10 protein-coding genes and 1 pseudogene are annotated in these 13,342 nt (G+C 57.1%); 7 read left to right on the top strand and 4 right to left on the bottom strand.

Annotation, left to right across the window (positions count from 1 at the left end; genetic code table 11):
* Positions 1–251: 251 nt before the first annotated feature.
* From L6990_RS00055 to L6990_RS00035, 5 genes are all read left to right on the top strand, one after another.
* Positions 252–1,595 carry a hemolysin family protein gene (locus L6990_RS00055; RefSeq protein WP_237202045.1) on the top strand — a complete coding sequence of 448 codons (1,344 nt, stop codon included), beginning with the start codon at positions 252–254 and terminating at the stop codon, positions 1,593–1,595.
* Entirely contained in the window at positions 1,592–2,677 is a 1,086-nt protein-coding gene (locus L6990_RS00050) for a hemolysin family protein (protein WP_237202044.1), read from the top strand. Before L6990_RS00055 ends, L6990_RS00050 begins: the two co-directional genes overlap by 4 nt.
* 149 nt (positions 2,678–2,826) lie before the next feature.
* Positions 2,827–3,783, top strand: a complete 957-nt coding sequence (locus L6990_RS00045; protein ID WP_237202043.1) for a metal ABC transporter substrate-binding protein — start codon at positions 2,827–2,829, stop codon at positions 3,781–3,783.
* Positions 3,784–3,788: 5 nt separating this feature from the next.
* The gene (locus L6990_RS00040; RefSeq protein WP_237202042.1) at positions 3,789–4,673 is read left to right on the top strand and encodes a metal ABC transporter ATP-binding protein; all 885 of its coding nucleotides are present in this window, start codon (positions 3,789–3,791) and stop codon (positions 4,671–4,673) included.
* 2 nt (positions 4,674–4,675) lie between these two features.
* Positions 4,676–5,584 carry a metal ABC transporter permease gene (locus L6990_RS00035; protein ID WP_237202041.1) on the top strand — a complete coding sequence of 303 codons (909 nt, stop codon included), beginning with the start codon at positions 4,676–4,678 and terminating at the stop codon, positions 5,582–5,584.
* Between the two features lie 44 nt (positions 5,585–5,628).
* Here the strand turns inward: L6990_RS00035 and L6990_RS00030 are convergent, their stop codons facing one another.
* Positions 5,629–6,042 (bottom strand): Fur family transcriptional regulator, encoded by a 414-nt coding sequence (locus tag L6990_RS00030; RefSeq protein ID WP_237202040.1) that lies wholly within the window; start codon positions 6,040–6,042, stop codon positions 5,629–5,631.
* A 175-nt stretch (positions 6,043–6,217) separates the two neighbouring features.
* Here L6990_RS00030 and L6990_RS00025 point away from each other — a divergent pair, with 175 nt between their 5' ends.
* Positions 6,218–6,868 (top strand): MBL fold metallo-hydrolase, encoded by a 651-nt coding sequence (locus L6990_RS00025; RefSeq protein ID WP_237202039.1) that lies wholly within the window; start codon positions 6,218–6,220, stop codon positions 6,866–6,868.
* A gap of 11 nt (positions 6,869–6,879) precedes the next feature.
* The gene (locus tag L6990_RS00020) at positions 6,880–7,305 is read left to right on the top strand and encodes an HIT family protein (RefSeq protein ID WP_237202038.1); all 426 of its coding nucleotides are present in this window, start codon (positions 6,880–6,882) and stop codon (positions 7,303–7,305) included.
* 219 nt (positions 7,306–7,524) lie between these two features.
* On the opposite strand, the gene hrpA is transcribed toward L6990_RS00020, so the two are convergent.
* The 3 genes and pseudogenes from hrpA to L6990_RS00005 form a co-directional block, all read right to left on the bottom strand.
* Complete coding sequence (hrpA, locus tag L6990_RS00015) at positions 7,525–11,922, bottom strand: ATP-dependent RNA helicase HrpA (RefSeq protein WP_237202037.1); 4,398 nt, start codon at positions 11,920–11,922, stop codon at positions 7,525–7,527.
* A gap of 111 nt (positions 11,923–12,033) precedes the next feature.
* The gene (gene deoD / locus L6990_RS00010) at positions 12,034–12,747 is read right to left on the bottom strand and encodes a purine-nucleoside phosphorylase (RefSeq protein WP_237202036.1); all 714 of its coding nucleotides are present in this window, start codon (positions 12,745–12,747) and stop codon (positions 12,034–12,036) included.
* A 176-nt stretch (positions 12,748–12,923) separates the two neighbouring features.
* Positions 12,924–13,342, bottom strand: a pseudogene (locus L6990_RS00005) (hypothetical protein); the annotation flags it as partial.

The raw sequence follows: 13,342 nt of genomic DNA, 5'->3' as shown, positions 1-13,342 counted from the left end.
GCATTTTAATGGAAACTCAACTGGTGCAGAGTCGCTCATCTAACACCTTTCGCAGGCTGAGAACTTGGCTCTTGGCCGTGCCCCCTCTACAAGTTTTAGCTAGAATAAGACACTATGGACGATCCTTATAGTTGCCGCCCTGATATGCGGCCTTACGAGGTTAGAGCCTTCACGCTCACCTCCCAGCCCCTGACCGCTTCGAGGTCTACATCCACTCTAAGGATGACCGAAACTCAAGGGGTGGCAATCTAGTGGAATGGCTACTTCTCATCTTCGGTCTTCTGCTCATCCTGGGCACCGGTTTTTTCGTAGCTGTCGAATTTGCCCTGGTTGCACTGGATCAAAGCAAGGTTCAACAGGAAATTGACCGCGGTGATAAAGCGGGATCTAAGGTACTAGCCTGCCTCAAGTCCCTGTCGACTCAGCTATCCAGCTGTCAGCTCGGTATCACCATCACAACCCTGCTGACCGGTTATACCCTGGACAGCGCACTGCAGTCTCTGACGACTGACACTATCTCCTCGTGGGGTTTCTCCGAGAGTACGGCTCGGTTGATCTCGCTGGTGGGTGCAATGGTCTTTGCAACCCTGCTCTCCATGATTATCGGTGAGCTGATCCCCAAAAACCTCGCTATCGCTGAAGCCTATCGCGTAGCGAGGGTGCTGGCGCCCGCCCAGTTGCTCTTCACCAAGATCATGGGCCCTATCGTCCGTTCAGCTAACGGCTCGGCTAACTGGATTCTTCACCGCTTCGGCATGGAGGCCAAAGAGGAACTGTCTGCCGCCCGCTCACCTGAGGAACTATCATCCATGGTGCGTCGCTCAGCAGACCTCGGCACTCTGGACTCAGATACCGCCCGATTCGTAGATAAAACCCTTTCCTTCTCCGAGCTAACCGCAGCAGACGTGATGACTCCTCGCCGCAAGGTCATCATGCTTGAAGACATAGCCCCGGTCAGCGATGTTATTGACCTAGCGCGCACCACCGGGCATTCCCGCTTTCCTCTCTACCGCGAAGACCAGGACAACATCGTAGGTGTAGTGCACGTCAAAAAAGCGGTCGGCGTGCCCGTAGAACGCCGCGACGCTCTAGAAGCTGGCGCTCTCATGGAAGACGTTCTACAAGTGCCTGAAACAGTCCACCTCGACTCCCTGATTGTTCAGTTACGCGAAGGTGCTCTGCAGCTGGCTGTGGTCCTCGATGAATATGGTGGAACCGCCGGCATCACTACCCTCGAAGATCTAGTAGAAGAAATCGTCGGCGAGGTGTCCGATGAACACGACACCAACTCGCTAGACGACCGACCTCTCAGAGTAGGAAACGGCGACTACCTCTTCTCTGGACTATTGAGACCGGATGAAATCAACGAGTACATCAACGTTCTAGACATTGAAGACGACCCCGCTTACGAAACCATGGGTGGCTTCATGATGGACAGACTGGGCCGGGTCCCCGAGACCGGGGATGTGCTACCCATCGACGGTGGAACGCTCAAAATTGAAAAGATGGAACAGCGCCGCGTCGACCGCATCCGCTACACCCCCCACCCGGCTGAAAACCTCGCCGATACTGACCGAAAGAAGGCGCAGGCATGAACGACTGGGTAGCAATAGCCTTACTCTTTGTACTACTAGCAGGTAATGCCTATTTCGTGGGTGCGGAGTTCGCCATCATGGCCACCAGGCGCTCGCAAATAGAACCGTTAGCGGCTGCAGGAAACAAGCGCGCAGTCAAAGTGCTCTACGCACTTGAAAATGTATCCCTCATGCTGGCAACCTGCCAGCTGGGTATCACCCTCTGCTCGCTGCTCATTCTGAATGTTTCAGAACCGGCTATCCATCACCTGGTAGCTGGCCCTCTTGAGAATATGGGCATTCCCTATGAACTAGCCAGCGGTTTGGCTTTTGCCTTCGCTCTCATTTTGGTGACCTACCTCCACGTTATTTTCGGTGAGATGGTGCCCAAAAACATGGCAGTCTCGATGGCCGCCCAAGGCAGTGCTCTATGGATCGCACCTTCCTTGGTATCTCTTTCTCGTCTGCTCAAGCCCCTCGTTGGTTTGCTGAACTGGATTGCTGACCACGCCCTGAGGCTGATGAAGGTGGAACCTAAAGCTGAAGTGTCATCAACTTTTACCCTGGATGAGTTGCAAAGCATCGTGGCTCAGTCCACCGCTGAAGGCACCGTTGATGATGGTTCGGGCGTACTTTCTGGTGCGCTAGAGTTCAGTACAAAATCCGTGGAAGAAATTATGGTGGGGCGCGATCGTCTCATCACCATGAACTTCCCCTGCACTCCGCTGGATCTTGAAAAGGCTGTGGCTCAGACTGGCTACTCCCGATTCGTCATGCAAGATCCCGCAGACGGCACCTACATGGGCTACCTGCACATTAAGGACGCCCTTGCCTACGACGGTGAGAGGGTAAGCCAGCCTATTGCCTGGAGCAAACTACGCCCCATGTCCATTGTGAAGCCTGAAACTGAGATTGACGACGCACTGGCCACCATGCAGCGTAACCGCGCCCACGTATCCCATGTGGTCGATGCCCAAGGCATGAGTGTGGGTGTGATCTTCCTTGAAGATGTGCTCGAGGAGCTGGTTGGTGAAATTAAGGACACCACCCAGGACCACGTGCGTCGCAGGGAAGAGGCAGCATCACGCCGTGCTGGTGACTAAATAATATCCCTACCGGAAAAGGTGGTAAGACCGTGTTGAGCGGTGGTGCCACCTTTTCTGTGGTCTAAAGTACCCGCCATTCGTTTGCGAATGATTCGCATTTACTCTAGGGTGAATTACAACAAGCTAACGTAGAAGACGAGGAAACGATGAAAAAGGCTCTAGGCGCAATCTCCCTGCTATCAGCAGCAACTTTGATGCTTTCAGCATGCGGGGCCGGCGACAGCACCACTGCCGATGACGGCACCCTCAAAGTTGTTACCACCACCGATGTTTATGCTGACCTCGTCACCCAAATAGCCGGTGATCACGTAGAAGTAACCCCCATCATTGCCTCAACCGCAGTAGACCCCCACTCCTACGAGGCAACCAGCTCTGACCGTCTCACCGTGAAAGACGCTGACCTGGTGGTGCTCAATGGCGGTGGGTATGACACCTTCCTTGAAGAGATGGCAGGCTCCGATAACAAAGAGCAGACCATCGTAAATGCAGTGGAAGTGTCCGAGCTTTTTGATGAAGAAGAGCTGGCACACATCAACGAAGAACATGCTCATCACGACGGTGAAGAAGCGGAACACGACCACGTGCACACCTACAATGAGCACGTCTGGTATGACCTGGACACCATGATTAAGGTGACCAACCAGGTAGCAGAAGACCTCGCAACCCTTGACGCTGAAAATGCCCAGACCTACCGGGATGCGGCGTCCGAGTTTGTTACTGAACTAGAAGGGTTGCTGGAGCGAACCCAGGCACTAGCCACTCAAGAGCGTAACTACCTGGCAACAGAGCCTGTACCGGGTTACCTCCTTGAGGACGCTGGCTACACCGACGTCACCCCCGATGATTTGGTAGCAGCCATTGAAACCGACAGCGATATCGCCCCGCTCACTATGCAGGAAGCAAAAGACGTGCTGACCGGTCAACAGGCTGACCTACTGGCCTTCAACGAACAGACCCAGACAGCTCAGACCAAAGAAATCTTGGACTTTGCAACTAGCGTGCAGGTACCCACCGCCTCCTTCTCAGAAACTTTGCCCGAGGGCCAAAACTATGTGCAGTGGATGACAGCCAACATTGAAAACATTGAAAAGGCAGTAGCATAAAACCTATGTCTTCTACTCCGTCTAAGCTCGCCCCTGCCATCAAGATCCGCGGGGGCGGGCTTTCGTTTGGCCACCGAGCCCTCTGGCAAAATCTTGACCTTGAGATCCAACAGGGGGAGTACTTTGCAGTGCTCGGACCCAATGGGTCGGGCAAATCCACGTTCATCAAGACAGTCTTGGGACTGACTACCCTGAGCTCGGGGAGCATGACGGTGCTCGGTAAACCTGCGCACCTTGGAAACCCGGGGATTGGCTACGTGCCTCAGCAACGAGCAATCGGCTCTGAGACACCGCTACGGTCTAGAGATTTTGTGGGGCTCGGGGTGGACGGTCACCGTTGGGGCTTCCGCCTGACTCGAAAGAATTACCGGGCGAAAGTGGATGAACTGCTGGAAGCTGTGGGAGCCACTGAGTACGCTAATGTGCCCATCGGCCTTCTCTCGGGAGGTGAGCAACAGCGTTTGCGGATAGCCCAGTCTCTTGCCAATGACCCCCAGATTCTGTTGGCTGATGAGGCCTTGCTGTCTTTGGACCTCAACCACCAGTACGCTGTTTCTGAGCTCATCCACCGCTACAACCGTGAAAACAATGCCACGGTTATCTTTGTGACCCATGAAATTAACCCGATTATTGAACACGTTGACCGGGTTCTTTACCTGGCTGGCGGGCGCTTCACCGTGGGAACCGTTGAAGAGGTCATGCGCTCTGAGGTGCTCACCGATCTTTACCAAACACCTGTTTCTGTCATCCACACCAATGGACGCTATGTTGTGGTGGGCGGGGAACACTCCGAAAAAGACCATCACTGCAGTATCCAGGGCCAAGACCTGATCCACGGGCCTCACGTTGATGAAATCCACCGCCCCTACACCTCCGATCGGAGTGCATAGCCGTGCAACTCAACATTACTTTTACAGATTTCCTCTCTGAAGTCTTTGTCTTCGATCGCTACGGTGAGCTGGTGGCACTGCTGCACCAGTCGATTTTTGCCGGTGCAGTGCTGGGCGTTATCGGTGGCTTTGTGGGTATCTTTGTGATGATGCGCCGGCATGCTTTCGCCGTTCACGCCATCGCAGAGATGTCTTTTGCTGGTGCTGCGCTGTTTCTCTTATTGGGCTATAACGTGGTCACCGGGTCCCTGGTGGGATCCATCGCCTCAGCTCTACTGATCGCTCTCATGGGGTCCAAAGCCCACGAAAATGATTCTGTGATTGGCGCTCTCATGCCTTTTGGGTTGGGACTGGGCATCCTTTTCCTCTCCCTCTACTCAGGCCGAGCCGCCAACAAATTCTCACTGCTGACCGGTCAAATTGTTTCGGTAGATTCCGCACAGCTCACCACCATGATCATTGGTGCAATCGTCATTGTTGGTGCCTTGGCCCTCATATGGCGTCCCCTCATGTTCGCTTCGCTTGATCCGGTGGTAGCTCGGGCAAAAGGCGTTCCGCTTCGCACGCTTTCTCTTGCCTTCATGATTGTTCTGGGTATCGCCACCGCTCTATCGGTCCAGGTAGTGGGCTCCCTGCTGGTTCTTGCCCTTTTGATTACTCCCGCCGCAGCTGCTCTGCAGGTAACGGCGTCCCCCCTCAAAGCCCTGATTCTTTCGGTGATTTTCGCTGAGATTGCAATGGTGGGTGGCATCATGCTGGCACTGGCAGGGTCCCTTCCCATTAGCCCCTACGTCACCAGCATTTCCTTCTTCATCTTCGTGGTCTGCAGAGTAATCCGCGCCGTACGTCAGCGCCACAGCGCCTCAGGACGTGCACAGACCAAAGAACTAGAGCACGTCCCCGCCGCATAAGGGTACGAAAAAAGCCCGCTCATTGTAGAGCGGGCTTTTGATATCTAACTAGCAGAACAGTTGCCACACACGCCGGTAATCTCGATGATGTGGTTGACCTCGGTGTAGCCGTGTTCGCCTGCGATTTTCAGGGTCCAATCCTCAAGCTGGGGGACCTCAAACTCAACCGCCGCACCGCATACCCGGCAGAGCAAATGGTGGTGATGGTGCTCAGACTCGCAACGGCGGTAGATGGCCTCACCCTCTTCGGTCTTGAGGGACTCTACCTCGCCAGCAGAAAGCATAGACTGCAGAATTCTGTAGGTTGTCGCAAGAGAAACCGCGTCCCCCCTGGAGACCATCAGCTGGTGCAAATCCTGAGCTGAAATAAAATCTTCGAGAGTATCGAGGGTAGCGGTCAACGCGCGTCGTTGCTTTGTATTGCGCACCTCGGTAGTTTTCTGCGCGGTGGTCGCCATTGGCTCCTCTTTCATCGGAAGTCAGCTTGCTCTACAGTCCATAATAACCTTGCCGAGCCATCCAAGCTGCGGCGTTCACCGGCAGGGGAGGGAAGCCCCGTTCACCCGAAGATAAAATGACGCTGGCAGGCACCCACAGCTGTTGTGTAACCGGCTAAACTACTAGGGTAGAGATATGAAACTTACCAAATACACCCACTCCTGCGTCCGTCTCGAAGATCACAATACCGTGCTGGTGCTTGACCCCGGTGGCTTCTCCGAAGTAGAAGAAGCTCTAGAAGGTGCCCAGCACATCCTCATCACCCACGTTCACCCCGACCACTTTGATGAAGAGAAGGTGCTCGCCTTTCTCAAAAAGAACCCCGAGGTAACCCTGCACGCGCCAGCCGCTGTTGTCGATACCGTCAAAAAAGCTCTACCCGACGCCGCGGCAACCGCCGTAACCGCTGACGGTCAGCTAGAGCTGTCGGGCTTCACCATCAAGACCTTTGGTGGGCAGCACGCGGTTATTCACCCGCTCCTACCGGTGATTGACAACGTAGGTTACCTCATCGACGACAACCTCTTTCACCCGGGCGACTCCTTCGTTGTTCCTCATGGCATCGAGGTCAAGACCCTGCTGGTACCCATCCATGCGCCCTGGAATAAGATTTCTGAGGTAATCGACTTCATCATCGCTGTGCGTGCACAGAAGGCATTCCAGATCCATGACTCGCTGCTTGCTGAGAACGGCAGGAATATGATTGTTGGTCACGCCACCAACTTCGGCAAAAAATATGGCACCGAATTCGAGTACCTGCCCGCGGGTACCTCAGTCGATATCTAGAAAGGGCAGCCATGAGCACCGTTTTTACCATGATTATGAAGGGCGAAATCCCCGGCCGCATGATTTGGCAGGACGAAAAGGCCGTTGCCTTCTTCACCATCGAACCCTTCCAGTACGGTCACACCCTGGTGGTTCCCCGCGAGGAAATCGACCACTGGGTTGATATGCCCCAGGATCTCGCCACCCACGTCTTTGGCGTAGCCCACAAGGTCTCTGAGGGGCTGCAGAAGGCCTTCGAGCCCCAGAGGGTTGGCATGATTATCGCGGGCTTCGACGTGCCCCACACTCACATCCACGTCTGGCCCTCCCAACACCAAAGTGAATTCACCTTTGAACAGGCCAACCGTAACCCGGACGCCGCTGCAATGGACGACGCCGCGGTAAAGCTCCGCGAGGCTCTGCGCGAGCTAGGCTACGGCGAGTTCGTAACTGACTAAGCAAACAGACTTATAAGGGCATAGCGGATGTGCTCGTAGCCGACTGGCTGGGGCTGGGTAGTTGCGCTAGGCGCCCTCCTGCTAGCTGACCCTACTCACGACGCGCTCATCGCTGGATAGCATACCTAATCCAAGATGAAGAGCGCGCCGTGATTCACGCCAGCCCCGAGCCAGCTAGCAGGAGGGCGCCTAGCCGCAACCAGCTTTGTAGCGGGCAGTTTAGCTGTTCTTCATGGCGTCCAGGGCTTCGCGCAGCGCCTTGGAGATTCGCTTCTCCGAGACCGTGTAGGCGGTGCCCAAATCCTGGGCGAAGAAGCTGACGCGTAGCTCCTCAATCATCCAGCCCACCTGCTCCAGCTCGGGGCTGGGGGATAGCCCAGCGGGTAGGGCCTTAATCGCCTTGTCGTAGGAATCCTCAAGGTTCTGCACAGTGAGCATCAGCTGGTTATCGCGGTTGACGTTGGGCCCTAACTTTTCGATGCGTTTGCGCATAGCGGTCAGGTAGCGGGGCAGATGGTGCAGTTGGGCTGCACCGGTAGCCGCTACGAAACCGGGGTAAATCAGGTGCTCAAGTTGGCCCTTCATATCACCCATAGCGTGAATAACCGCCAGCGATGTGCTCTTCTTGATGAGCTTGCGAACGGCGGCTGCCTCGCTGAGAATGTCTGCCACCAGCTTGGTAATGATGAAGACCGTATCAATCAGTTCAGCCCGCACCGTGTTGAAGAGCTCCGTGTACTCACTCTTGGTAAAGGGAGGGTTTGCCGGGGTCAGCTGGTCAATGGCGGCAACCGTGCAGTCACTAATCAGCTCATCGATGGAACCGTGGGGGTTTTGTGTGAAGATGAGCTTCTCACGATTATTGAGGTGATCACTCACATACCGTTCGGGCGACGGGGTACCCAGCTTGAGCAGACGAATCACACCACCGCGCTGGGCGCGCAAGGCCTCAGCCTCGGTGGGAAAGATGCGAACCGCAACACTGCTGCCTTCATCGACGAGAGCGGGGTAGCCTGCCACCGTCTGAGTGGCGATGACCCGCTCAATTTTGCGGGGGAGGTCTGCCTCCGGCCAGCTGGTTAGCCCGGAGACTTCGCGGACTGCATGAGTCTTAGCCCCGGACGTACTGCCCCCGCTACTCATTCCCTGGGCTGGGGAGCTAGAACGCGGCGTCCCCTGAGCAGAGGCCTTACCCGGTGTAGCCTTCCTCTTTCCGCCCGCCATCGCTTGCATGGTTCCAAGAGTTTCGGGGGATGCCCCCAGTGACGCCGCCAGAGCCGAACGAATCTCCGTGTGCAGATTTGCCTGCAGGTCTTTGAGGTTCTTGCCCTCACCCAAAATTTTATTGTTGTGGTTGCGCACCTGGAAGGTGAAGCGAAGGTGCTCAGGCACAGCGTCCCAGTCGAAGTCTGCCGGGTCAACCACGTGCCCGCGTAGACGGCGCAAAGCTAGTGCAAGTGCCTCGGTGAGACTATCGTTGAGCGGTGAAAATTCTTCGGTCAGCTTTTCAACCGCCTGACGGGCGACGTCCGGGGCCGGCACAAAGTTTTTACGGACCTGTTTGGGTAGGGACTTGATGAGGGCAGTGACGAGCTCCTCGCGTAGACCCGGAATCAGCCATTCAAAGGGCGCAGGCTCAAGCTGGCCCAAAAAGAGCACCGGCACCTGAACTGCGATGCCGTCAGTCTGTGCTTGTGAAGAACGGACCCCACCAATCGAAACTGAGGGCGCAAACTCATACCTCAGGTCAAGAGAAAGCTCTCCACCGCTGGTAGCTACCTGCCATGTGCGGGGGAAGAGAGACTCATCGTAATCTGCTGCCTCTTCATCAATGAGATTCTCTGGATTGAAGTCGAGGAGGTGCTCGTTCTTGGTACGCTCTTCCTTCCACCAGCGGTCAAAGTGTCGTTCTGACACCACATCAGCGGGGATGCGGGCATCGTAGAAATCAAAGAGAGTCTGGTCATCCACTCGCAGGTCGCGGCGGCGCAGACGAGCCTCCAGCTCTTCAACCTCGGCCAGGGCCTTCTGATTGCGGGCGAAGAACCGGTGGCGGGTAGACCAGTCACCTTCAACTAAAGCTGCACGGATGAACATTTCGCGGGCAGCTACCGGGTCAATACGCCAGTACTGAACCCGGCGGTCAGCGATAACGGGAACTCCAAAGAGAGTGACCTTCTCATGAGCCAGAACCGCACCCTGCTTAGCAGACCAATGGGGGTCAGAATACTGTCGCTTGACCAGATGGGCCGCTAATTCTTCAACCCATTCCGGCTGGATTTCAGCGTTGACACGCGCCCAGAGACGGCTGGTTTCAACCAGTTCCGCTGAGACAAGCCACTCCGGGTTTTTCTTAAAGAGACCGGAACCAGGGAAAATTGCGAAACGGGTTCCGCGAGCGCCGCGGTATTCGTGCCGGTTAGTTTCATCTTGCATACCGATGTGGGAGAGCAGACCGGTGAGCAGGGACTTGTGCACGGCCTCCTCACGAGAAGCGGGGTCGATTTCTCGCCCGCCACTGACACTGATACCGGCTCCGCGCCCAATTTCACGCAGCTGAGCAAAAAGATCCTGCCACTCCCTGATACGCAGATAGTTGAGGAACTCTCGGTGACACATCTTGCGGAACTGGCTAGAAGATAGCTCATCCTGCTTCTCATTGATATGTTGCCAGAGCAACAAGAAGCTAGAAAAGTCAGATTTCTCATCCTGGTAACGCTTGTGCAGGGCATCAGCTTCGCCGCGTTTATCAGCCGGGCGCTCGCGGGGGTCCTGGATGGTCAGGGCAGCGGCCAGCACCATCATTTCTTTAGCTACCCCGCGCTTGGACGCCTCAACGATCATACGGGCAAGCCTTGGGTCAACGGGCAGGGCAGCCATGGCCCGCCCTGCTGCGGTCAGCGGTGAACCGGAGCCACGGCGTCCGCGCCCCCTATCAGTCTGAGCTCCAGCTTCACGAAGAGCACCCAGCTCACGCAGAAGGTTGACGCCGTCATTGATAGCGCGGCTTTCGGGAGGCTGTACGAAGGGGAACAGCGAGATATCTGCGGGGGTCTTGACCACGCCGATGGCGGTCATCTGCAGTATGACAGCTGCCAGGTTAGTGCGCAGAATTTCAGGATCGGTGAACTCGGAGCGAGCTGCGAAATCCTCTTCAGAGTAAAGACGAATAGCGATACCGTCAGAGACACGACCACAGCGGCCAGAACGCTGGTTGGCGCTGGCCTGAGAGATACGTTCAATGGGTAGGCGCTGCACCTTGGTACGCGCCGAGTAGCGCGATACGCGGGCTGTGCCGGTATCAATCACGTACTTGATGCCGGGAACCGTCAGTGAGGTCTCAGCGACGTTGGTAGCGAGGACGATGCGTGGCCTGCCAGCGGGGCGGAAAACCCGGTGCTGCTCAGCCATTGAAAGCCGGGCATAGAGGGGAAGAACCTCGTAGTCCCGCAGGCGGCGGGTGGTGCGTACCATGTCATTGATCGCGTCCTCAGCGTCGCGGATCTCGCGTTCACCCGAGAAGAAAATCAAGATATCGCCAGGTGCCTCTTCAGAGAGCTCGCGAATAGCATCCAGGACGCCGTCCAGCGGGTCGCGGTCTTCGTCCTCTAAGCCGTCACCGGCGTCCATATCGTCTTCGCCGCCGTCCCCGGTGCGGGTGCCCTCTAGAGGGCGGTAGCGGATCTCAACGGGGTAGGTGCGCCCCGAAACCTCGATGATGGGCGGGGCGTCATCAGGCAGGGTTGCTTCAGCTATTTCTTTTTCTTCGGCGCTCAGCGACTCATCAACAATGCCTACGGCGGGCATGAAGCTGGGGGAGAAGTGGCGGGCAAAGCGCTCGGGGTCGATGGTTGCCGAGGTGATGATGATTTTGAGGTCCGGGCGCTGAGGCATAATGCGCTTGAGGTAGCCCAGAATAAAGTCAATATTGAGGCTACGCTCGTGAGCCTCATCGATGATGATGGCCGAGTACTTGCTCAGGAGCTTATCGTGCTGAATCTCAGCCAGCAGAATACCGTCAGTCATGAGCTTGATCGCTGAATTCTGGCCTACCTCAGAGGTGAAACGCACCTGGTAGCCCACGGTTTCACCGATTTTCTGGCCCAGTTCTTCGGCAATACGTTCAGCGACGGAGCGGGCGGCCAGACGGCGGGGCTGGGTGTGCCCGATGAGGCCCTTTTCTGCCAGCCCCAGATCCAGGAGCATCTTGGGGAGCTGGGTGGTTTTACCGGAGCCTGTTTCACCGGCAACGATGGTCACCTGGTGCTTGGCGATAGCCTCCATGATGTCGTCCCTGCGGGCAGAGACGGGCAGGGACTCGGGGTAGGTGATGGTGCTGGGCAGGGCGGCAAGAACCTTGGCGATATCGCGGGGCTTTTCTCGTCTGCCCTGCTGGCCGTTGCGCTTCTGGCGTGCGTCGGAACCCTGGGGCGTCCGGCCCTGCCCCGTTCGCCGGTTGGGGCGGCCCCTGCGGGGGGTGCGGGGCTGGTCCTTGGCCTGCTCGGTATTGGCCTCCTGGGCCGGGGACGTGGCGCGGTCGGGGGCCGCGTGCATGGCGGCGGCCAGGGCCCCGAAGTTCTGGGTGGGCTTCTTGCTGGATTCTGCTGGTGTAGACATACTGAACCCTATTTTAGGGCAGGATGCTGGGGTGCGGGGAGGAGCGCGCTGGCTGCAGATTTTTGGTCTGCAGCCCGCTCTTGTCTGGGGACTCGGTGAGATTGAGCTGTCTTAGGCTGCAGCTGCTACGGGCAGAACGAGTTCCATCATGGCGGTGAAGGCGGTCTGGCGTTCTTCGGCGCTGGTTTCGGTGCCCTTGAAGAGGTGGTCAGAAACAGTGAAGACAGCCAGGGCCTCTACGCCTGCGGCGGCCGCTACGGCGTAGATGCCGGCGCTTTCCATCTCAACGGCCAGAACGCCCATGTCTGCCCACTTCTTGGCGTCGCTGGCATCCGCCCGGTAGAAGACGTCGGAGGAGAGGACGTTGCCCACGTTGAGGGTGAGGCCCTGTCGGTCTGCTTCCTGGGCGACGGCGGAGAGGAGGGACCAGGAGGCGGTGGGGGCGTAGGTGCCGGGGAGTTTGTAGTGGTGCAGGAAATTGGAGTCGGTGGAGGCAGAGGCGGCTACCACGATGTCGAAGAGGTCTACGCCCTCAGAGAGGCCGCCGCAGGTGCCGATGCGGATGAGGCGCTTGACGCCGAAGGTGTGGATGAGTTCGTGGGTGTAGAGGCTGGCGGAGGGGATGCCCATGCCGGTGCCCATGACGGAGATACGCTGGCCCTTGAAGTCGCCGGTGTAGCCGAACATATTGCGGACGGTGTTAAACTGGACGACGTTTTCCAGGTAGGTGTCGGCAATGAACTTGGCGCGTAGGGGGTCGCCGGGTAGGAGGATGGTTTCTGCGATTTCTGCGCCGTTGGGGGCGATGTGGGGGGTGTTGGTCACGGTCTTTCTCTTTTCTGGTGCGGTGGCTTTTCTTTCGCCCCTAGTTTACCTGGCTGAGCTGGTGCCTGAGCGCGGTGTTTTTCTTGTGCCGGTTGGGGCCTGGGCTGGAACTGAAAATCCCGCCCTTTCTGCATGCTTGGATGGTTGACGGCAGAAAGGGCGGGATACGAGGGGGGCTAGTTCTTGCTGGGGGACTTTTCGCGTTTCTGTTTGAGGGCTAGGGTGCCGATCGTGCAGAGAACAAGGGCTAGAGCCAGAAGGGGAACCAGGCCACTGGCACCGGTGGAGGCCAGGAAACTTCCCTTGGAGTTGGCCTGGGGAGTCCCTGCCTGCTGGTTATCGGTGCCCGCTGGGGTGCCCTGGCTGGAACCAGGCTGGGCCTGCTGGCTGGCATCGGTGGAACTGGGCTGGCTACTGGGTCGCTGGCCTGGGTGCTCGTTGATTCGGGGAGTGGCGCTCCTGCTCGGGGCCGGAAGAAGATGCCTTTCCAAGCAGTCGCTAGCATCCTCAACCGTAGCAATAGGCGGTAACTGCCGGTCCAGGTCAGGGGTTGCCCGGTAAATCTCAAAAAGACGGGCAGAGTCAGTAACTGCCC

The sequence above is a fragment of the Rothia endophytica genome (assembly GCF_928381505.1).
Lineage (GTDB): Bacteria > Actinomycetota > Actinomycetes > Actinomycetales > Micrococcaceae > Rothia > Rothia endophytica_A.
The sequence above is the reverse complement of the archived record's forward strand: the minus strand, read 5'-3'. Positions and strand labels throughout refer to the sequence as shown.